Here is a 19,617-nt window from a genome sequence, read left to right as displayed (position 1 = left end):
AGCGGTGACTAATGACTAATGACTAATGACTACCAAACATAACAAAGCACTTCACCGCCCAAACCTTGGCGTCGAGCTTCTCTATCGGTCATAATGCCGCTGGAGGTGGAAATAATGGCTATGCCAATTCCGCCTAACACTCTGGGCAATTCTTTACGGTTCGAGTAAACGCGCAGTCCTGGTTTGCTGACTCGCTTAAGTGCCGTGATAATGGGCTTGCGAGTTTTACCTTTGTACTTTAGAGAAAGCACTAAATGTCGGTTGATCCCTTCTGCTTCTGCTTCTTCAAATTCGCCGATAAAGCCTTCACTTTTGAGGACTTGGGCGATGCTGCGGGTCATTTTTGTAGCTGGAATTTGCGTTGTTTGGTGGCGCGCCATGCAAGAATTGCGAATGCGCGTCAACATATCTGCTATGGTATCGTTAGCTGCCATCTTTTGCTTCTTACTCTAGTGCTTAGTTGTCCCGGAACGGCATTCCCATTTCTTTAAGCAAGGCGCGTCCTTCTTCGTCGGTGTTTGCTGTGGTGATAATTGAAATGTCCATGCCTCGAATTTGATCGATGCGGTCATATTCTATTTCTGGAAAAATTAGCTGTTCTCTCAGACCCAAGCTGTAGTTGCCGCGCCCGTCAAAGCTTTTGGGGCTGATGCCGCGGAAGTCGCGGATTCGGGGGAGTGCGAGGTTGATCAGCCGATCGAGAAAATCGTACATCCGATCGCCGCGCAGCGTCACCATAACGCCGACGGGTACTCCTTTGCGGATTTTGAAGCCTGCAATCGCTTTTTTCGCCCGCGTCACCACCGGTTTTTGCCCGGTGATGATGCCAATTTCGCTGATCGACGAATCCAGTGCTTTAGCATTTTGAGATGCTTCTCCCAAACCGCGGTTCACGGTGACTTTGACGAGTTTGGGAACCTGATGGATATTAGTATATTTAAACTGATCCATCAGTGTGGGAACGATTTTTCCTTGATAAAGAACCTTGAGTTTGTCCGGCATAGTTTTTGTGTTTCGTTAACTGTCCCTGGGCTTGGTCAGGGAATTTGTCGATTGTCAGTTGTTAGTTGTCAGTTGTCAGCTAATCACTTATGACTAATGACCAATGACTAATGACTAATTATCGAGGATTTCTCCTGTTTTTTTGAGCTGTCGCAGTTTCCGGCCATCTTCGCTAAATGTATAGCAAACGCGGCTCGCTATTTTCTCTTTTTCGGAATAGTGCATGACATTTGAGCTGTGAATGGGAGCCTCAAACGTGACTATTTTGCCTGATTCTCCCTCTTGCTGGGGCTTGACGTGCTTGGTTCTGATATTTACACCTTTAACAATTACTTTGCTGACTTTAGGATATGTCTTTAAGATTTCTCCGACTTTTCCTTTCTCTTTGCCAGTAATTATTTGCACGGTGTCGCCTGCTTTGACGTGCATTCTGTAGCGCTGCAGTTCGCTAGTTGGTTTACCCTTTTTTCCGTACATTTTAAAGTACCTCCGGGGCTAAGGAAACGATTTTAGTAAAGTTTTTGTCGCGCAGTTCGCGGGCTACGGGACCAAAAACCCGAGTGCCTCTGGGGTTGCCGTCTACGTTGATAATAACGGCGGCGTTATCGTCAAAACGAATGCTCATGCCGCTGTCGCGGCGCAGGCCTTTGCGGGTTCTGACAATGACAGCCCGGACGACATCTGATTTTTTGACGGCCATATTGGGGATGGCGTCTTTGACGACGGCAATGATGACATCGCCGACTCCGCCGTAGCGGCGGTTGCCGCCTCCCAATACACGGATGCACATCAGTTTGCGGGCTCCGCTATTGTCGGCGACATTGAGGTATGTCTGGGGTTGAATCATGGTGATTGGGGAAAAGGTAATTTGATGCTTGCTAACTGATAACTGCTAATTGCTAATTGATGGTTAATCACAGGGTCGATCGATTGATTTGACGATCGCACGCTTCAAAGCAATTAAGAATTAACTGTTAGCCATTTTTTGCACCGAAAATCTCAGCAACCGTCCAGCGTTTGGTTTTGCTCAAAGGGCGAGTTTCAGTGATGCGGACGCGATCGCCCGATTTGCACTGGTTTTCTTCGTCGTGAGCTTTGTACCGCTTGGTGCGGACTACGATTTTGCCGTATTTGGTGTGGGAGGAGCGGTTTTCGATTGCTACCACGACGGTTTTATCCATCTTGTCGCTGACTACTACGCCAACTCGTTCTTTAATTGCCATACCTACCTATTGTTGTTCTGCAATTGAGTTTTTTTAGCTACTGTGCGAGCCGAGGCTAGGCTGCTGCTTACTCTTGGCTGACTTCTGCGCTGGGAGCCGAATCTGCGGCATCTTTAGCTGCGACTAATTTTTCTGCCGCTTCTGCATCAGCAGCGATTTGGCGCTCGCGTTCAACTGTCATCAATTGAGCGACGCGGTGCTTGGCGTGCTTGAACAGGTGAGGCTTTTCCATGCGGCCGGTAGCTTGCTGGAGCCGCAATTCCATTAGTTGGCGCTTGGCGGCTAAAATTTGCTCTGCTAGTGCGGCATCGCTTAAATCTCTAGCTTCTTTAATCTTGGGCAAAGACATAATTGTGTGCTTTCTCGTTAGCGATCGGTCTTTTGAAGGCAGAATTGTCTAGATGCTGAATCTCGAAGGAAAGAAAAGTTATGAATGACCGATTTTAAATTGCTGTAGCCGTTTAAAATTTTGACCAATGCCGACCTACTTCTACCTTCGATTATCGCTATGACTGGCCTTCTTCGCGAGTGATGAACTTGGTTTTAATTGGTAATTTGAAAGATGCCAAACGCATTGCTTCGCGCGCAGTTTCTTCATTTACGCCACCAATTTCAAACATTACCCGGCCTGGTTTGACTACGGCAACCCAAAACTCAGGATTACCTTTACCAGAACCCATCCGGGTTTCTGCTGCGCGCTGGGTGACTGGTTTGTCGGGAAAAATGCGAATCCAGATTTTGCCGCCCCGGCGGATATAGCGGGTCATGGCGCGCCGTCCGGCTTCTATTTGGCGGGAAGTTATCCAGGCGGGTTCGATGGCTTGGAGCGCGAATTCGCCAAAGCTAACTGTGTTGCCACGGGTGGAAACACCGCTCATTCGCCCGCGCTGTTGTTTGCGGAATTTGGTTCTTTTAGGGCTTAACATGGCTTTGGGAGTTGGGTAATTGGTAATTGGTAATTGGTAATTGGTGATTGCTAATTGCTAATTGGTTTAGAACAACTGACAGTTAACAAGTGACAACTAACAGTTAACAATTAGTTAGCCTTCGTTCGATCGATCTTCAAAATTCTGGCGGCGGCGCTTTTGTTTGGTGCGGGGCACTGCTGCATTTGGTGCAGCCTCTTGTTCCTGTCCGGGAATAATTTCGCCTTTGAAAACCCAAACTTTAATGCCCAGAATACCGTAGATGGTTTGAGCAGTGCAGTAGGAGTAGTCGATGTCTGCCCGCAGCGTGTGCAAGGGGACTCTTCCTTCGCGCGTCCATTCGGTACGTGCGATTTCTGCGCCGTTGAGGCGTCCGCTGACTTGAATTTTGATGCCTTGGATGCCTACTTTTTGGGCGCGGGTGATTGCTTGGCGGACTACTCGGCGGAAGGATACGCGCCGTTCTAGTTGCTGAGCGATGTATTCTGCGATCAGTGTGGCATCGGCATCTACTCGCTGGACTTCGACGACGTTGATGCGGATTTGGCGGTTGCTACCGAGTTGCTGCTGCAAACCGACGCGCAAAGTTTCGATGCCTGCTCCGCCGCGGCCGACGACAACGCCCGGTCTGGCGGTGAATACTTCGAGGTCGATTTGATCGGCTTTCCGCTCAATTCTGACTGAGGAAATGCCAGCATTGCTGAGGGTTTTGCGGACGTACTTGCGAATTTTGTAGTCTTCTTGCAAGAGTTCTGGATAGTTTCTGGCGTCAGCAAACCAGCGAGAGCGGTGCTCTTGGGTAATGCCGAGGCGGAAACCAATTGGATGTATTTTTTGGCCCATAAAAGTTGATGAGTTAGTTGGTAATTGGTAATTGGTAACTGGTAATTGGTAATTGGTGATTACCTGTTTTTTCAACTTAAAGCTGTTTATTACCTATTACGTTTTCCCTGATTAGTTTTCTACGAGCGGAGCCACTACTACGGTAATGTGACAAGTTGGCTTGCGGATTTGGTAGGCGCGACCTTGAGCGCGGGGTCTGAATCGTTTGAGGACTGGGCCTTGGTCTGCGTAAGCTTGAGAAACTACGAGCTTGGCTTTATCCAATCCTGCGTTGTGTTCGGCGTTTGCTACTGCCGATCGCAAAACTTTGACGATTGGTTCGCAGGCGCGGTAGGGCATGAATTCGAGTAAAATCAGGGCTTCTTGGTAGCTTTTGCCGCGAATTTGGTCGAGGACTCGGCGCACTTTGAAGGGGGATGTCCGGATGTAACGGGCGATCGCCTTAATTTCGGATGTGGTATCTATAGCCATTTCGATTTTGGTAATTGGTAATTGGTAATTGGGGAAAAGGTAATTGGTAATTGGTAATTTTTTTTCCTACTACCTATTACCTGTCACCTAATTAGGCTATCTTTTTGCCTTTTTATCACCACTTTTAGCGTGACCTCTAAAGGTACGAGTGGGGGAAAATTCTCCTAGTTTGTGACCTACCATTTGGTCTGTGAGGTAGACTGGTACGTGCTGTCTGCCGTTGTGAACGGCGATCGTGTGACCTACCATTTGGGGCAGGATTGTGGAAGAGCGCGACCAAGTTTTAATTACTTGTTTTTGGCCTGCGGCGTTGAGCTTTTCGATTTTTGTCATCAGATGATCTGCGACAAACGGGCCTTTTTTTAGCGATCGAGACATGATTTTTTTAGTAATTCAGGAGTCATTAATCAGGGTTCAGCAGTCATCGGTCATCAGTCCTCAGTCATTAGTTAGCAGTTAACAACTAAGGACTGAAGACTGCTGAGTGATGACTAACTTTGTCTGCCGCCCTTGCCGCGTTTGGAAGATTTGCGGCGGCGTCGGACGATTAAAGCGTCGCTGCGTTTGTTTTTGCGTCGGGTTTTGGCACCCAATGCTGGTTTGCCCCAAGGAGTGACAGGTCCCGGACGTCCGATGGGAGCTCTGCCTTCGCCACCGCCGTGCGGGTGGTCTACCGGGTTCATGACACTACCGCGAACGGTGGGTCTGCGACCTTTCCAGCGGGTGCGACCTGCTTTGCCGAGGCTAATGTTTCTCGCGTCTGTGTTGCCGACTTGACCGATGGTGGCGTAGCAGTCGGCGCGGACTTTGCGCTGTTCGCCTGATGGCAGTTTGAGGGTGACGTAGGTACCTTCTTTGGCCATTAGCTGAGCGCTGGAGCCGGCGGAGCGAACGATTTGTCCGCCTTTTCCGGGTACTAGCTCGACGTTGTGGATGCTGGTACCGAGGGGAATGTTCTTCAGGGGAAGGGCGTTACCGATTTCGATCGGCGCGTCTGGGCCTGAGACAATTACTGTACCGACGTTTAAGTTGAGCGGGTGCAGGATGTACCGTTTTTCGCCGTCTTTGTAGAACAGGAGGGCGATGCGGGCGTTGCGATTGGGGTCGTATTCGATCGCCTTGACGGTAGCGGGAATGCTGTGTTTGTCGCGGCGGAAGTCGATGTCTCTATACAGCCGTTTGTGACCGCCTCCCCGGTGGCGGCAGGTAATGACGCCTCGGTTGTTGCGGCCTTGTTTGGTGTGCTTGTTGCTGGTTAGAGACTTTTCAGGCTCTGATCTGGTAATTTCAGCGAAGTCCGAGACGGTCTGTTCCCGGGTGCTGGAGGTATAAGGTCGGTAAGAACGGATGCCCATAATCGATCTATTTTAGATTTTGGATTTTGGATTTTGGATTTGACGTTTATCGATTTTAGATTTTAGGTTGAAGATTGGCGATCTTTGGTTAACTTACGAGTTTTCTGGTTCGAGAATTTCCACCAGTTAACCGCAATTTAAAATCTAAAATCTAAAATCTAAAATCCAAAATCGTCTAGACTTCTGGGAATAGGAGTTTGCGGATCGAGTCTCCGTCCGTCAGAGTTACGGTTGCTCGCTTGTAACAAGGTTTAAAGCCGACGAATTTGCCAACTCGACGCTTTTTGCGCGGCGGGTTTTGGGTGTTAACTGCGGTGACTTTAACCTTAAACAGTTCTTCGATTGCAGCTTTGATTTGAGGCTTGGTCGCTTTGGGGGCTACATCAAATGTGAATTGATTTAACTCCATCATTCGGGTAGCTTTCTCGGTGAGAATCGGACGCTGGATCAAATCTGCGTAGTCGCGGGGGTCGATTTTACTCACCGTAAATCTCCTGAATTTTAGCTATGGCTGTAGATGTGACGATAATTTTGTCAGCCGCGAGAACGTCGTAAACATTCAGGGAAGTTGCCAAGATGACGTTTACTAATTCGATGTTGCGTCCTGATAAGTAGACGTTTAGTTGCGGTTCTGGCAAGATTAACAGAACTTTTGTATCGGGTTCGATGCCCCAGCGAGCGATCGCACTCAGCAATTCTTTGCTTTTCGGTCTCGGAAATTGCTCTGCAAATTCTTCAACCACAATTATGTCTTCGGTGCGACTTTGGAATGCTGTCCGCAAAGCGAGACGGCGTTCCTTTTTGTTCATTTTGACTTCAAAGTCTCTCGGTTTTGGCCCGAAGATGACACCGCCGCCCCGCCACAGCGGAGAACGGATCGAACCTGCTCTGGCTCGGCCGGTGCCTTTTTGACGCCAGGGTTTGCGGCCGCCGCCTCTGACTTCCGATCGAGTTTTGGTGCAAGCATTTCCTTGACGGGCGTTATTCAGTTGCCGCGTCAATGCTCTGTGAACGATGTGAGACGCATTTTCTTCTTTGGCTACGCGCAGTTCTAAAGTTGTTTCCCCAACTTCTTCGCCTTGCCAATTTCGCACTACACAGTTAACCATATCTTTTGTCCTTTGTCTGTTGTTAGTTGTCTGTTGTTAGTTTTCTGCTGTCTGTTGTCTGTTGTCTGTTGTCTGTTCTCAGGTCTTAGTTTTCAGGTCTTAGTTTTCAGCTTTTAGTTCTTAGTTATTGCTTGCTACTAACGGCCAACCACTATCTACTGACTGCTGACTACTGACTACTTACTACTGACTAACGTCCTACTTTTTTCTCAGGCACAACATTGACTAAGGCACCAGCTTTGCCGGGAACTGCTCCCTTAATTAGCAGCAAATTCTGCTCTGCATCCACCCGGATAACTGTTAGTTTGCGGACGGTGACTTGAACGTTGCCCATACGTCCTGCCATTCTTTTCCCGGGATAAACGCGACCGGGAGTAGTTCCAGGTCCGATCGATCCAGGCTCGCGGTGGTTCTTGGAACCGTGAGACATGGGGCCTCGTTTAAAGTTGTGGCGCTTTTGAAAACCTGCAAAACCTTTACCGATGCTTGTACCGATGACATCTACTATTTGTCCCGGTGTAAAGGTATCTGCTTTTAGTTGTTGACCTAATTCAAATGAACTGGTATCTTGCAAGCGGTATTCCTGCAAGTGGCGCAATGGACTGGCCCCAGACTTGCCAAGGTGTCCCAATTCTGGCTTGTTGAGAGCCTTTGGCTTGACTTCGTTGTATCCAACTTGAACGGCACTGTAGCCGTCAGTTTGTTTCGTTTTAATTTGCGTTACTGTACAAGGCCCTGCTTGTATGACGGTGACAGGGATTGCTCTCCCTTGGTCGTCAAACACTTGAGTCATGCCTAGTTTAGTGCCAAGAATGCCTACAGACACGGATTTTTTTCCTTTTATGTACGCAAGAGGTTTCGGATTGCGAAGTTTACGTCAATCCGCTTGCTCTTGTGCAGAAACATTTATTTCAGTGTTCCTGCAATTAACTGTTATCAACCAACAGCCTTCCTCGGTGTTTAAAATTGGAGTTTTAAATTTGGGAGCGAGCTTGTGGAAGTCTTGCAAGAGTTTAGATCTGCGGCTTTTTACCTGCTAAATCTCCGAGTTTTTTTTTCGGTCTTGCTTGTTTGCGCCAGGACTTGAGCATAAATGTACTCAGTATCCTTTACGGCGACGACAATTCACAATAGTACATGAAGTGTTTGCCGTTTGTCAAGGCCGCGATGAGAATTTTTCGCCTCAACTTTAGGATTTATAATATTTCAAGCTCGCAAGCAGCGATCGACCAAATTTAAGATAGCAGGCAAGACAAATTTATGGGACTGATTACGACGGGCTCGGATCTGATTCGGGATTTGGAAAAGTCGGGGTCGCTGGCCCTGTATGTTCCTTTAGAGGGAGGATTTGAGGGGCGCTACCTGCGGCGGCTGAGAGCTGCGGGTTACGGTGCGCACACGATTACGGCGCGGGGTTTGGGAGATTTGGCGATGTATTTGACGGGAGTTCACGGGGTGCGGCCGCCGCATTTGGGCAAGAAAACTACTGGCAACGAAGCGGCTGTGGGTTATACATACTACCTGCCACCGATTTTGCAAACTCAATTAGACAATTTGCGGCCGAAAGCAAAAGGACTGGTGCTGTGGATTATTGAAGGGCAAATTTTGTCGAGTCAGGAGATTGAGTATTTGACTGTTTTGCCGACGTTAGAACCGCGAGTTAAAATAGCAGTGGAGATGGGTGGCGATCGAGCTTTTAGCTGGAAGCCACTTAAAGATGCTTTAGTTGCAGCTTAAATTCGGCTATTTTCGATCGCAAATCACCTAAAAAATGCAGCGAGCAACTAAAGCTCAACAGCTTCTGCTCGCTGGTTTTGATTTTTTTGGAAAAAAACTTAATTAACAGGAAAAATCTTATGCTTCAGAACCGCGATTATACACTCATCATTGACAAAAGCGGCAGTATGTACACGAAAGACCTGACGGGCGGTAAAAGTCGGTGGGCGCTCATGCAAGAATCGACGATCGCATTGGCGAATAAATGCGAAGAACTCGACCCGGACGGCCTAACAGTTTATTTGTTTTCCGGTCGATTCAAGCGCTATGACAACGTAACATCAGCTAAAGTCGTGCAAATTTTCCAAGAAAACGAACCTTCGGGAACTACGAATTTAGCTGCTGTTCTGCAAGACGCCCTGGGCAGTTATTTTCAGCGCAAAGCATCCGGTAAGACCAAGCAAAATGGGGAAACAATATTAGTGGTGACGGACGGGGAACCGGACGATCGCAAAGAAGTGATGAAAACGATTATAGAGGCTTCGCGGAAGCTCGATCGAGATGAAGAGTTGGCGATTTCTTTCATTCAAGTAGGGAATGCGCCGGAAGCGACTAAGTTTCTCAAGATATTGGATGACGAACTGCAAAGCGCTGGGGCTAAATTCGATATCGTTGATACTGTCACGATGGATGATATTGAAGGAATGACCCTGACGGAGGTATTGCTGAATGCAATAACTGATTGAGGAGGCGGGCGAAGTTTCCGTGATTATATTGGGGCCAGTTGGCCCAGCAGCATTTTTTAGGGGGTTTAAGTTATGGAATCGATCGATCGCCTGTTAGGTGAACTTAAGGCAGAGTATCAAGCATCTCAAAAAATTGCTGAGTTGAAAAGTCAGGCGTCGGTGCAAGCACAAGCGCCGTCAAATCCAACATTTAAAACATCAGATATAAATTTGTATGCTAGTCCTTTAGATAAGGATTTGGCTCAAATTAAGGCTGAGTACGAAGCGCAAAATAAAGCTCAGGAAGCTGCTTCACAGGAACGGCTTAAGGCTGAGAACGAAGCACAAAATCAACCTCAGGAAGTGGCTTCACTTGAACCGAGGCCAGCAGAAAAAGTCGCGGGGCCGCAGTTGGAAGTACAAACGCACAGACAGAAAGTTAGGCAAGCTCAGGTTTGGCTGAAAAAGTTGGATAAGAATTCCGATGAGGGATATTGGTTCGATCAGTTTGCTTTTAAGTATTCTTCGAGGATAGATGCGGCGATCGACTATTTGCAAGCTGTGAATGAGTTTGATTGATTCAACTACACGGTATTCACAATTTGTCAGGACGTTTTTTGTTTAATTGCCATCTCTATTTGTTGTAAGGACACGGCAGTGCTGTGTCTTTACAAAGGGTAAAATAAATATCACTTGTATCACGCGGGATTTAGGATACGGCACTGCCGTATCCCTACAAATTGCCAGCAAATAAATATCATTTATAGGAACACAGCACAGTTACTTCCTATAGCTGCGACAACCACGGGGAGGATCTATCCTATACTAAATTTTTGGACACAGATGTAGGATTCAACAAAAACAAAGCCGCCTTTTTTGCTGTATCTTCAGATAGCTGAATTTGTTTTAACTCAACAATACCTTCACTTATAAAAGTATCTCTCAAAGCAGCTTTTTCTCCGCTGTTAAAAGTCGTTTCGTAAAACACTTCTCGAATTCCAGCCGCAATGACTAATTTCAAACAATAGATGCAGGGTTCTAAAGTGACGTAAATACTAGCCCCAGCAGTCGATATACCGTGTTTAGCAGCTTTCGCGATCGCATTTGCTTCAGCGTGAACCGCCCTTGATGGCAAAATTTTGCTGGCGTCGCAACTACTCAAACCAGGATAGCAGAAGCCTTGAGTTGTACAGTGTGCCGAACCTGACGGCGAACCGTTGTAACCCGTTGCTAAAACTTGCCTGTTTTTAGTTATCACTGCGCCTACAGGAAAGGCAAGACAAGTCGATCGAGTAGCAGCCAATTTTGCTAACATTAAGAAATATTCGTCCCAACTCGGTCTCTCTTCTTCTAGATTCATCGTCTATCCTGGATGTATTGGTTGCTTGTTTTCAGACACTCGGCCGCCTTTTGCAATTCTATTCCCAAATAACCAATATGCTCGCCTTTGATAGCCGGGGAAGCCGCACAAATTTCTCGCACTAACTTGAGAGGGTTTTTTCCAGAATAACAGGTGACAACTTCGCCGCTGCCGGGGGTGGTTTGCGTGACAACTATTTGATTGTCGGCTACTTCAACTAAAAAATTCCCCGCTGCATCAAAAAAGTCTCGATCTTCGCAGATTTTAGCATATTGGGTTTGAATTAGTCGATCGGCATTTTCAAAGGTATCGTCATACAAGTGAGCCGATTGACTCAGCGTTACCAACGGGCCCATTGTCAAATTATAATCGGAACGCCTCGCAATTTCATCTCGAATGTGCTGCTGCAAAGCCCGCAAACCCATTGCATTTGCCGGCCAAGCCGCAAACATATCGTTACTGCGGAGAGTTGCAGTTAGCGATATTTCCTCATCCACAACTCGCACCCAAATGTGATTTAAACAAGGACTGCCGCTGTGCTGGTGATCGGACGAACCGTCAGGTCTTCTGTTAATATTTCCGCCGGCATCCCACAAACTAATTACAGCACTTGCCGCATCAATTTCCTTAATTAGTTTAGCAATAACTTCTTCAATTTGATCGCGTCCGAACCACGACCGCATCCGCTGTGCGTAGGTATATTTAATGCCTTCGTTATATGGGGCATCTTCCAGCATTTGCGGTTTGTACTGTTCGAGGAAATCACGGTCTATTGGTAAGTAATTCGGTTCGGGAAAATAGAACTCCGCAGGTTCATCTGTAATCACTGCCATTAAGTCGATTAATTCTTGCCACTGTCCGTCGTAACCAGTCGGCCGCAAGGTGCCAGTGGTCTTAATTCGGTGGATGATTTTTACCCAAGTTTCAGCAATAGTTTTGCCTTCGATTCTGTGTCCGTATTTCTGACCCGGGAGTACAGTCGGGACGATTTCGACTAGCGGAAAAATAACGGTTTCTCCCCAAGGTTCAACAGATTCTTTTTGGGCAAAAGACTTGACAACAGTTACTGTTTCTGCTATAGTTTTGGCTTCTTTCCATTCGATGGAATGACGCAATAGTTCTAAGGCTTCTGCTGCTATTTCAATATCAATGTAGCCAAATATTGCAGATTTAATTAGCCAGCAATCTCTACCAGTATCGCTTTTGCCGGCTTTAAAGCCGTTGCGAAAAAAGTCGAGCAAGCACGCTGCCGCACCGGAGTTGCGGTCTTCTTTGGTAGCGTTGAGAATTACTAAAAAGCGGACGTGGGGATTGCACAGCAAGTTTCTAATTAAGAAGTTGATGCCGCGAGTAGGAGAGTACAGTTGTCCGATCGCAGCATATTCTTGAGGTTGTAAATGTTTGCCGATCGCACTTTTTACCGTCCAGCCGCTGACAATGGCTGTTTGCCCCGTTCCGCAAATTAATTGATTTGGTTTGTATAGGGGTTTGTACTCAAATTTATTGACTAGATTTGTGGCTGTCATGGTTTACCGTTTTTTGCACCGCGTACTACTATATCAATAGTTTGGATAGTTTGAAGGGGCGATCTGGCGGAACACTTCGAGAGATCGGATAGAATGCAGCCAAGGAATAAAGAACCTTTAATGATGCTCATCTTCCTGTTGTGAACCAGTCCTTTGTAGCTTGTTTCATCGACTTCAGTGCCGTGTGATGCGGCGATCGCACGATCCAATGACAACTACTCACTCTCTATATAGCTCCTCATCTCTGAAATTCTGTTTGAGCGGAATTTGAATTACAAATTCCGTGCCTTCTCCAGAGTGTGAGCTGCAACTTAAAGTGCCCTGATGCCGATCGGTGACGATCTGATAACTCATTGCCAGCCCCATGCCAGTGCCACTTCCAACCGGCTTGGTTGTAAAGAAGGGGTCAAAGATTTGCTGTTTGATAGCTTCTGGAATGCCGATGCCGTTGTCTCCAATTCGGATCTGGGCCCGACTCTCGTCGATGAGGGCCGTATGAATGGAGATTGCGGGAGTCATTTGTTTTCCCTGCTTAAACGCGATTTCAATGGCGTCAATGGCGTTAGATAAGATGTTCATAAAAACCTGATTGAGCGGTCCCGGATAGCACTCCACCAGGGGAAGAGAACCATAGTTTCGCAGGATTTCTATTCCTGGATGATTCGGCTTGGGCTTCAGACGGTTGCCCAGAATAACCAGCGTGCTATCAATGCCATCATGGATATTGATTGATTTAACTTCTGCTTCATCCAGCCGAGAGAATGTTCGTAATGCTAAGACAATTTCTTGAATTCGTCGCGCCCCCTCTTTCATTGATTCGATCAGCTTAGATAGATCGTTAACCATAAAATCTAAATCCATCGCCTTTGACTGCTGTGCGATCGCTGCTGGAGGTTCGGGGTAATGAGTCTGGTAAGCTTGCACGAGTTTTAAGAGTTCTTGAGTGTATTCATCGGCATGACTGAGATTGCCATAGATAAAATTCACTGGGTTATTAATTTCATGGGCAACTCCGGCAACTAGCAGCCCCAAACTCGACATTTTCTCGCTTTGAATCAGTTGAGTCTGGGCCAGTTGTAGTTCTCTGAGGGCAGTTTCAACTTCATCCTTTGCCGCTTTTAGCTCAGCCGTGCGTTCTTCGACTCGATGCTCTAATTGTTCATTGGCTTGTTCCAGCGTGTTAAATGATTCCTGTAACTGTTGAGCCATGCGGTTAAACGACTGCGTGAGTTCTTGCAACTCATAGACGGATGATTCTGTCACGGCTTGGCTCAGAGATCCGGCAGCCATTGCCGAAGATGCTTGATTGAGCTGCAAAATCGGTTGAGTAATCCAGCGAGTGGTGAGTATGCCAATTCCCAGAGAAATAGCTAGCGCCAGTAGACTTAACAAAATCGTACTTTGAGTATTGGCATTAATTTGTGCCATAAAGTCTGATTCTGGAACGGTGACAACCACCAGCCAGTCAATGCCCCTGCCATCCCGAAAAGGAGCAACTTGCACGAACTGGCGTGTACCGTTAATGGAAAACTCAAGCTGCTGAAATCCCTGGATCTGGTCAAAATCTTGAAACTTCTCTAGCAAAAACTGGCTTGTTTTCTGAGTGGTGGAATTTTCGCTATCGATCGCATTGAGTCGTTCAACCCGCTCTTCTGGAAGTTGCACAACTTTGTCTGGATAATATCGGAACGGTTTTTCGCCTGTAGAGGTGGCAATCATTTCTCCAGAACGTTCCAGAATAAAACTTTGTCCGGTTGTTCCTATTTTGAGGCTTCTGAGAAAATCCCCAATCATTGACAAGTTTAAGCTCGCCATCCACACGCCTTGCAGCTCACCTGCCTGGTTGTATACGGGTTTGCCAGGCGCAATATACATCGTTTTGCCACTGACGTGCCGAAACACTTTTCCCCAGGTTGCTTCCCTCTGCTGGACTGGAATTTTGTAGTAAGGCCGTTGGTGTGGCTCAAAGTTCGGCTCGCCAGCGCTTATGACTTCGAGTCGTGAGCCGCTTGAGTTAGTACGGTAGGTGATCAGCGCACGGTTACTTTCTACTTCAGAAGTGCGGATCACGATCGCACCATCATCTTGCCGCTCAGCACCAAAAAACTCTTGGTTGGTTGTAATGAACGCTGTCAGGCTGAGATTCCTAAAAGCAGGAAGTTGTCGCCACAGGAACTTCTCTATATCCCTTCCGTTATTAAGGTCGATCCGGTTTTGGCTTCGTGCAGCTTCATAACTTTCAAACGCTTGAAAAGGAGTGGCAACCAAGTGAGTTAGATTTTGTGCGATTCGATCGCTCGTTTCGTGGCGCAACTGAGCTGCTACATCGTTCACTGCCTTCTGTCCGTTCCTGAAGGAAAGATAACTGATAATACCCACTGCGCCCACCGTTTGAACAACAAATGGGACAATTAGAATCGCCTGTAATGGCACTTTAAAGAGCTTCGGGAAGGAAGGAGGCGATGATTCATCTGGCATACTGGCATTGTTCCGTTAATGATATCTATAACAAAGGTTGAGTTCAGCGGCCGCAGATCGCCTTTGCAGCATCACCCATCATCTTTATACTGCCGCTGCAACGATTTCTTATGCTGCGTCAACGCAGATCTTTGCCTGAAGGTCTTTTACAGCGATCGCCTTCACGGGAATTGAAATCACAAACTCTGTACCTTCACCTAAAGTTGAGTAGACTTCTAGACTGCCACAGTGTTTCTGCACTACGATTTGACGAGCGATCGCCAATCCTAGCCCTGTTCCTTGCCCCACGCCTTTGGTGGTAAACAGATGCTCAAAGATTTTTTGCTTCACCGCATCCGTCATGCCAATCCCATTATCCTGAATTCGGATCACTGCTTGAGATTCCGACAATTGTGTCTTGACAGTAATCTGGTTGGGGTTGGCTTTGATATGAGCAAAACTGCGTCCTTGATTTGATTCCTCCAGGGCATCGATCGCATTGGCCAGCAGATTCATAAATACCTGATTCAACTGTCCGGCAAAACATTCTACCTGTGGCAGATCGCCATAGTTTGTGATGACTTCAATTTCCGGGCGACATTCGTTGGCTTTGAGGCGATGCTTGAGAATCAAGAGCGTGCTGTCAATGCCGTCGTGGATATTGCAAGCAATGGGGAGATCGCAATCCGAACGCGAGAAGGTTCTTAAACTGGTGCTGATTGTGTGAATGCGATCGACTCCTTCTTGCATCGAATCGATTAACTTGGGTAAGTCCTCTTGTAAGTATTCCAAGTCTATTTCGTCCAGGAATGCCTGTAGCGTGGCACTTGGATAAGGGAGTTCTTTTTGGTAGAGAGCGATCGCTTGAAAAAGGTCTTTAATATAATCCTGAGCGGGTTTCAGATTGCCAACAATAAAGCCAAGCGGGTTATTAATCTCGTGCGCGACACCCGCCACTAAATTGCCCAAAGCAGACATCTTTTCGGTGTGGACTAACTGACACTGAGACTGTTGCAGTTGTGTGAATGCTGCTTCTAAATCAGCCGTTTGCTCAGCTACACGCTGTTCAAGATTTTTAGTTAACTGCCGTAGCTGCAAATGAGTTTTCACCCGTGCTAGCATCTCCTTTTCTTGAAAGGGTTTGGTGATGTAGTCCACAGCACCCAAGTCAAATCCTTTCTCCTTACTATCGGCATCGGAGAGAGCGGTCATAAAAATGATGGGAATACTGGCTGTTTTGGGATCTGCCTTCAGACGTTGGCAGGTTTCAAAGCCGTCAAGTCCTGGCATTTGAACATCGAGCAAGATCATATCGGGAGGATAAGCTTGGATCCTCTTAAGAGCGCGATCGCCGTTGATTGCGGTTGCCACTTCGTACCCCGCATCACTTAATGTTTCACAAACCACTTCTAAATTCGCAGGGGTATCATCCACCACCAGAATTAATTCAGGACTAGACATCGGCTTTCTTCTCTGTGAGGTGTTGTTGTAGCAACTCTTCAATCTCTTCGGCTTTAAATTGCTTGGCCAACTGAAGAATTTGTGAGGCAAAATCAGCGTAGCGAGGGTGAGAGTGAGCAATATGCTCTGTGTGCGATCGTAGGCGTTTTAAGTTGCCTTGCTGTGCCAGTTCTAGTAACGTCCTTAACTCTACAGGGGAAGGAATAATAATCCCTTCTGGTTTCTCTAATGCAGTGGTTGGAGTGGATGGCCCAGAGTCGTTCGAGGCTGTAATTCCATATTTCCACTTTAATTCCAAATGAGTGGCTAAGAGGTTAAATAATTCACTGAGTTCCACTGGCTTTGCCAGGAAATCATTTCCCCCTGCATCTAAACTCATCTGTCGATAGGCTTGTGCCACTGATGCAGAAGAGACAATGATCTTCTGGTGTTGCAAATCCTTTGCACTGCGAACTTGTTTGAGCAGTTCAAAGCCGTCCATCACTGGCATTGCCAAGTCTGTAATCACTAAGTCAGGTTGAGAATGTCGTATTTTTTCCAATCCTGCTTGTCCATTTTCTGCCTCACTAAGTTGGAATCCTAGTGGCTCTAACAAGTTGACGAGAACGGCTCGGTTTTCCCAACGATCGTCTACCACAAGAATGCTGCGTCGTTGTCCTTCGTAACCAATAATTTGTTTTCCAGTTGTGATGGAGTTTTGCTGTGCCCAATCGGTGGCGATCGCCAGTTCCACCTCAAAAAAGAAGTCGCTGCCGACTTCGGGTTGGCTGTTAACTTGGATTTGTCCGTTCATGAGTTGGACAATCCTTTGGCTGATAGCCAGTCCTAAACCGGTGCCCTCGGCTTGGCGCTGGCGATCGCCCACTTGTTCAAAAGCCTGAAAAATTTTCTCCAATTGATCGGGCGCAATTCCTACGCCCGTATCCTTAACTTGAAATTTGAAAGAGCGAGTGGACGGATTGGGATGATTCTCAACTACGGCAACCTTGAGCGTGACAGAACCTTTGTCGGTGAATTTAATCGCATTTCCCACCAAGTTGAGTAACACCTGACGCAGCCGTTTTTCATCGGCAAAAATCCCTTCAGGTAACTGCGGATCTGGATCGTAAACGAAGCCAATGTTTTTTTGGTCGGCACGAATGCGACAGATTTCAGCGACACCTTGGAGGAATGAGGGAAAGTGAATCGCTTTAGGTGTGAGTTCTAGTTTGCCGGCTTCAATTTTGGACAAGTCCAACACATCGTTAATCAGCGTCAGCAAATGAGAACCGCACTGGTAAATGATCTCTACCCCATGACGTTCTTTTGCTGGCAATGCGCTGCTGCGATTGAGGATTTGAGCATAGCCCAAAATACCATTGAGGGGAGTGCGGAGTTCGTGGCTCATGTTGGCGAGAAACTCGCTTTTTGCTTTGTTGGCATTGTCTGCAGCTTCCTTTGAATACTTGAGTTCGGCGGTGCGTTGTTCAACTCGCTGTTCAAGCTGCTGGTTAGTTTGCTCTAGGGCGGTGAAGGAATCGCGCAACTGCTGCGCCATTCGGTTAAAGGATTGAGCAAGTACACCCAGTTCTTTAATGCCAGAGGCTTCGACGTTTTGGTCGAGTTTTCCTTCGGCGATCGCTTCCGATGCGTGACTGAGCAGCAAAATGGGTCGAGCAATCCAGCGCGAGGTGTAGACACCCAAAACCGTTGCCAGCCCTAATGCGCCTAAGCACAGCCAAATCGTGTTGACGGTGTTGGCATTAATTCGTCCCATGAAATCTGATTCGGGCATGGCGACGACTACCAGCCAGTCCAATCCCCATTCGTCCTGCCAGGGAGTTACTTGAACAAACTGCCACTCACCCTGGAGGCGAAAGTCTAGCTGCTGGACGGTTTGAATGGTTTTGAGAGCGCCGAAGCGATCGCGGAGATACTTGGAGGTGGCTTGAATTAGGGCGTCCTTACTCTCAAAGCCCCGCAGTCGTTGAGGTTTGCCGTTCGTTACTGAAAACACGGGCGCATCGCTAGAACTGGCAACGATAAATCCGTTGCGCTCCAGAATGAACACCTTGCTGGATTGACTAACCTTAATTTCACGTAAAAAGTCACTAATTTGCGAAAGGCGCTGCTCGACTCCCACGCTGCCGATCAACTTACCATTCTTGTCATAGATGGGGCGACTCGTGGCGATCGACAACGGGTAGTTATTAGTCTCCCATTGATAGATCGCGCTCCATCCTGGCTTGCCCGTCTCGACACCTTTGGCGTACCAGCCTTCGTTCTGGAACTGATACGCTTTGGTGATTTCAAACATTTTAGTTGGCTGGCTTTGGTCATTCGTAATGTAGTTGTACAAATCAGGATTGCCGTACTGCTTCGGTAGCACCAAGCTAATGTCAGGGTTGCCGTGGTTCGGAATGGTTGACTCGCGGTAATATCCGGATGCGATAAAGTCCCCCGTTTTAGACCCGTACAGGATATAGCCAACGTTGTAGGTTTTTACCTGCTTTGCAAAGAATTGAGCCAGGCGATCGGCATCCTGTAAGTTCAACAGTCCCAGGTCAATTTGCTCGCCGTTGATTTGGGTCAAATAGCGGGTTGCAGCGGCATAGCTGTCGAGGTGCTGATCCACACGGTTACTCACCTCCGTTTGCAAGTTAGTCGCTAGTTCATTCACTGCTTTCTGTCCATTTCGCAGCGACAGATACCCTGTTAATCCTACGGCCGCGAAGATTTGCAGGATGAATGGAACAACCAGACCGGTTCGCAGAGGAACCTTACTAAAGCCTTGAGCAGCACCAATTGTGGACTTCGACAGCATAGCGTTCAAAACACTAAAGATAGGGTACAGGCCTGAGAGTTCCCAAACTTGGTTTAGAGGCACCAGATTTTATCTGCAATAAACAGGGAAAATATCGGCTTCGGTTGGACTTCTAAAAAAGCATTGCGGTTCAAGTTTTATAGCGTCAAATTCCGCACCACTTGGTAGCTGAAATAGGCACCGACGCTAACAATTAATGTCCTACCTCCAACGACCAGTCGCATTAGCAAGTTGCGAGTCGCTTTCTCTTTTTCACGGAGAGCAACAATGGCTGAGTTGGTTGATGTAGCGCTGGTTGGTGGAGTGGCTGGGAGGCTGCTATCAGCTTTGATCTGTTAGCAGACTGTTCTTTTTAGTAGAGCCGGCGATCGTTCTGGCTGAAGTTTAAAGGCGATCGCACTCCACCAACAATCTCTCAACCTCATTCCAATCGAAGACTACCGCTTACACAAAATCCCAGAGAAAGCCTAGGGCTTCTAGCCGTCGGATGAATCTGCTGACCCTTTAGGGTCAGTCCTTTTCAGTCTACGCCTCAGCCCCCTAATCAGAAGACATCTCCGAAAACAATCAAAGCCTCTGTGTAGTTAAGCTCCTTGACGTAAATGTAATCATCCTAAATTAGCTAGTGTGCACGATAAAA

At 47.3% G+C, this 19,617-nt stretch carries 23 protein-coding genes; 3 read left to right on the top strand and 20 right to left on the bottom strand.

Annotated elements, in window-relative coordinates; all coding sequences use genetic code 11:
* Positions 1-29: 29 nt before the first annotated feature.
* From rpsH to rplC, 14 genes are all read right to left on the bottom strand, one after another.
* Positions 30-434, bottom strand: coding sequence for a 30S ribosomal protein S8 (gene rpsH, locus E5S67_RS21395; protein WP_006634988.1), 405 nt, complete (start codon positions 432-434; stop codon positions 30-32).
* 22 nt (positions 435-456) lie between these two features.
* On the bottom strand, positions 457-1,002 hold the full coding sequence (gene rplE, locus E5S67_RS21390; protein WP_172190402.1) for a 50S ribosomal protein L5: 546 nt from the start codon (positions 1,000-1,002) through the stop codon (positions 457-459).
* A 114-nt stretch (positions 1,003-1,116) separates the two neighbouring features.
* Positions 1,117-1,479, bottom strand: coding sequence for a 50S ribosomal protein L24 (gene rplX, locus E5S67_RS21385; RefSeq protein ID WP_216670624.1), 363 nt, complete (start codon positions 1,477-1,479; stop codon positions 1,117-1,119).
* A 1-nt stretch (position 1,480) separates the two neighbouring features.
* The gene (rplN, locus tag E5S67_RS21380; protein ID WP_172190401.1) at positions 1,481-1,849 is read right to left on the bottom strand and encodes a 50S ribosomal protein L14; all 369 of its coding nucleotides are present in this window, start codon (positions 1,847-1,849) and stop codon (positions 1,481-1,483) included.
* 127 nt (positions 1,850-1,976) lie between these two features.
* Positions 1,977-2,225: a 30S ribosomal protein S17 gene (gene rpsQ, locus E5S67_RS21375; protein ID WP_015178711.1), complete on the bottom strand. Its 249-nt coding sequence runs from the start codon at positions 2,223-2,225 to the stop codon at positions 1,977-1,979.
* Between the two features lie 67 nt (positions 2,226-2,292).
* On the bottom strand, positions 2,293-2,574 hold the full coding sequence (gene rpmC, locus E5S67_RS21370; protein ID WP_172190400.1) for a 50S ribosomal protein L29: 282 nt from the start codon (positions 2,572-2,574) through the stop codon (positions 2,293-2,295).
* Between the two features lie 157 nt (positions 2,575-2,731).
* A complete protein-coding gene (gene rplP, locus E5S67_RS21365) occupies positions 2,732-3,151 on the bottom strand; it encodes a 50S ribosomal protein L16 (RefSeq protein WP_172190399.1) in 420 nt (139 codons plus the stop codon).
* Between the two features lie 114 nt (positions 3,152-3,265).
* The gene (gene rpsC / locus E5S67_RS21360; RefSeq protein WP_172190398.1) at positions 3,266-3,994 is read right to left on the bottom strand and encodes a 30S ribosomal protein S3; all 729 of its coding nucleotides are present in this window, start codon (positions 3,992-3,994) and stop codon (positions 3,266-3,268) included.
* Positions 3,995-4,105: 111 nt separating this feature from the next.
* On the bottom strand, positions 4,106-4,465 hold the full coding sequence (gene rplV, locus E5S67_RS21355) for a 50S ribosomal protein L22 (protein WP_172190397.1): 360 nt from the start codon (positions 4,463-4,465) through the stop codon (positions 4,106-4,108).
* Between the two features lie 96 nt (positions 4,466-4,561).
* A complete protein-coding gene (rpsS, locus tag E5S67_RS21350; protein WP_041623488.1) occupies positions 4,562-4,843 on the bottom strand; it encodes a 30S ribosomal protein S19 in 282 nt (93 codons plus the stop codon).
* A gap of 113 nt (positions 4,844-4,956) precedes the next feature.
* Positions 4,957-5,820 carry a 50S ribosomal protein L2 gene (rplB, locus tag E5S67_RS21345; protein ID WP_172190396.1) on the bottom strand — a complete coding sequence of 288 codons (864 nt, stop codon included), beginning with the start codon at positions 5,818-5,820 and terminating at the stop codon, positions 4,957-4,959.
* Between the two features lie 175 nt (positions 5,821-5,995).
* Positions 5,996-6,304: a 50S ribosomal protein L23 gene (locus E5S67_RS21340; protein ID WP_172190395.1), complete on the bottom strand. Its 309-nt coding sequence runs from the start codon at positions 6,302-6,304 to the stop codon at positions 5,996-5,998.
* Entirely contained in the window at positions 6,297-6,929 is a 633-nt protein-coding gene (gene rplD, locus E5S67_RS21335) for a 50S ribosomal protein L4 (RefSeq protein ID WP_172190394.1), read from the bottom strand. The genes E5S67_RS21340 and rplD overlap by 8 nt, the downstream gene beginning before the upstream one ends.
* A gap of 190 nt (positions 6,930-7,119) precedes the next feature.
* Entirely contained in the window at positions 7,120-7,755 is a 636-nt protein-coding gene (rplC, locus tag E5S67_RS21330; protein WP_172190393.1) for a 50S ribosomal protein L3, read from the bottom strand.
* Between the two features lie 434 nt (positions 7,756-8,189).
* Here rplC and ndhN point away from each other — a divergent pair, with 434 nt between their 5' ends.
* The 3 genes from ndhN (at position 8,190) to E5S67_RS21315 (ending at position 9,949) form a co-directional block, all read left to right on the top strand.
* Positions 8,190-8,666, top strand: coding sequence for an NAD(P)H-quinone oxidoreductase subunit N (gene ndhN, locus E5S67_RS21325; protein WP_172190392.1), 477 nt, complete (start codon positions 8,190-8,192; stop codon positions 8,664-8,666).
* 119 nt (positions 8,667-8,785) lie between these two features.
* Positions 8,786-9,391 (top strand): vWA domain-containing protein, encoded by a 606-nt coding sequence (locus E5S67_RS21320; RefSeq protein ID WP_172190391.1) that lies wholly within the window; start codon positions 8,786-8,788, stop codon positions 9,389-9,391.
* Between the two features lie 72 nt (positions 9,392-9,463).
* Positions 9,464-9,949 (top strand): salt stress protein, Slr1339 family, encoded by a 486-nt coding sequence (locus E5S67_RS21315; RefSeq protein ID WP_172190390.1) that lies wholly within the window; start codon positions 9,464-9,466, stop codon positions 9,947-9,949.
* A gap of 241 nt (positions 9,950-10,190) precedes the next feature.
* On the opposite strand, the gene E5S67_RS21310 is transcribed toward E5S67_RS21315, so the two are convergent.
* The 6 genes from E5S67_RS21310 to E5S67_RS21285 all read right to left on the bottom strand — a co-directional run bounded on the left by E5S67_RS21310 (position 10,191) and on the right by E5S67_RS21285 (position 18,977).
* Positions 10,191-10,730: a deoxycytidylate deaminase gene (locus E5S67_RS21310; protein WP_172190389.1), complete on the bottom strand. Its 540-nt coding sequence runs from the start codon at positions 10,728-10,730 to the stop codon at positions 10,191-10,193.
* Positions 10,727-12,256: a thymidylate synthase gene (locus tag E5S67_RS21305; protein WP_172190388.1), complete on the bottom strand. Its 1,530-nt coding sequence runs from the start codon at positions 12,254-12,256 to the stop codon at positions 10,727-10,729. The genes E5S67_RS21310 and E5S67_RS21305 overlap by 4 nt, the downstream gene beginning before the upstream one ends.
* Positions 12,253-12,471, bottom strand: a complete 219-nt coding sequence (locus E5S67_RS21300) for a hypothetical protein (protein WP_172190387.1) — start codon at positions 12,469-12,471, stop codon at positions 12,253-12,255. Before E5S67_RS21300 ends, E5S67_RS21305 begins: the two co-directional genes overlap by 4 nt.
* 4 nt (positions 12,472-12,475) lie before the next feature.
* A complete protein-coding gene (locus E5S67_RS21295; RefSeq protein ID WP_172190386.1) occupies positions 12,476-14,590 on the bottom strand; it encodes an ATP-binding protein in 2,115 nt (704 codons plus the stop codon).
* A 252-nt stretch (positions 14,591-14,842) separates the two neighbouring features.
* Complete coding sequence (locus E5S67_RS21290; RefSeq protein WP_172190385.1) at positions 14,843-16,174, bottom strand: sensor histidine kinase; 1,332 nt, start codon at positions 16,172-16,174, stop codon at positions 14,843-14,845.
* Positions 16,167-18,977 carry an ATP-binding protein gene (locus tag E5S67_RS21285; protein WP_172190413.1) on the bottom strand — a complete coding sequence of 937 codons (2,811 nt, stop codon included), beginning with the start codon at positions 18,975-18,977 and terminating at the stop codon, positions 16,167-16,169. Before E5S67_RS21285 ends, E5S67_RS21290 begins: the two co-directional genes overlap by 8 nt.
* Between the last annotated feature and the right edge of the window lie 640 nt (positions 18,978-19,617).

The organism is Microcoleus asticus IPMA8 (assembly GCF_013179805.1).
Classification (GTDB): Bacteria; Cyanobacteriota; Cyanobacteriia; order Cyanobacteriales; family Microcoleaceae; genus Microcoleus; species Microcoleus asticus.
This window is presented reverse-complemented; position numbering and strand designations above follow the sequence as displayed.

Bases quoted from the DNA above. Each gene is read 5' to 3' on its own strand.
- rplD (WP_172190394.1), bottom strand. From the start codon at position 6,929: ATGGTTAACTGTGTAGTGCGAAATTGGCAAGGCGAAGAAGTTGGGGAA.
- E5S67_RS21290 (WP_172190385.1), bottom strand. From the start codon at position 16,174: ATGTCTAGTCCTGAATTAATTCTGGTGGTGGATGATACCCCTGCGAAT.
- rpsC (WP_172190398.1), bottom strand. From the start codon at position 3,994: ATGGGCCAAAAAATACATCCAATTGGTTTCCGCCTCGGCATTACCCAA.
- rplP (WP_172190399.1), bottom strand. From the start codon at position 3,151: ATGTTAAGCCCTAAAAGAACCAAATTCCGCAAACAACAGCGCGGGCGA.
- rplX (WP_216670624.1), bottom strand. From the start codon at position 1,479: ATGTACGGAAAAAAGGGTAAACCAACTAGCGAACTGCAGCGCTACAGA.
- E5S67_RS21315 (WP_172190390.1), top strand. From the start codon at position 9,464: ATGGAATCGATCGATCGCCTGTTAGGTGAACTTAAGGCAGAGTATCAA.
- E5S67_RS21320 (WP_172190391.1), top strand. From the start codon at position 8,786: ATGCTTCAGAACCGCGATTATACACTCATCATTGACAAAAGCGGCAGT.
- E5S67_RS21310 (WP_172190389.1), bottom strand. From the start codon at position 10,730: ATGAATCTAGAAGAAGAGAGACCGAGTTGGGACGAATATTTCTTAATG.
- rplN (WP_172190401.1), bottom strand. From the start codon at position 1,849: ATGATTCAACCCCAGACATACCTCAATGTCGCCGACAATAGCGGAGCC.
- rpsS (WP_041623488.1), bottom strand. From the start codon at position 4,843: ATGTCTCGATCGCTAAAAAAAGGCCCGTTTGTCGCAGATCATCTGATG.
- rpmC (WP_172190400.1), bottom strand. From the start codon at position 2,574: ATGTCTTTGCCCAAGATTAAAGAAGCTAGAGATTTAAGCGATGCCGCA.
- rplV (WP_172190397.1), bottom strand. From the start codon at position 4,465: ATGGCTATAGATACCACATCCGAAATTAAGGCGATCGCCCGTTACATC.
- E5S67_RS21285 (WP_172190413.1), bottom strand. From the start codon at position 18,977: ATGCTGTCGAAGTCCACAATTGGTGCTGCTCAAGGCTTTAGTAAGGTT.
- rplB (WP_172190396.1), bottom strand. From the start codon at position 5,820: ATGGGCATCCGTTCTTACCGACCTTATACCTCCAGCACCCGGGAACAG.
- E5S67_RS21305 (WP_172190388.1), bottom strand. From the start codon at position 12,256: ATGACAGCCACAAATCTAGTCAATAAATTTGAGTACAAACCCCTATAC.
- rpsQ (WP_015178711.1), bottom strand. From the start codon at position 2,225: ATGGCAATTAAAGAACGAGTTGGCGTAGTAGTCAGCGACAAGATGGAT.
- rpsH (WP_006634988.1), bottom strand. From the start codon at position 434: ATGGCAGCTAACGATACCATAGCAGATATGTTGACGCGCATTCGCAAT.
- rplE (WP_172190402.1), bottom strand. From the start codon at position 1,002: ATGCCGGACAAACTCAAGGTTCTTTATCAAGGAAAAATCGTTCCCACA.
- ndhN (WP_172190392.1), top strand. From the start codon at position 8,190: ATGGGACTGATTACGACGGGCTCGGATCTGATTCGGGATTTGGAAAAG.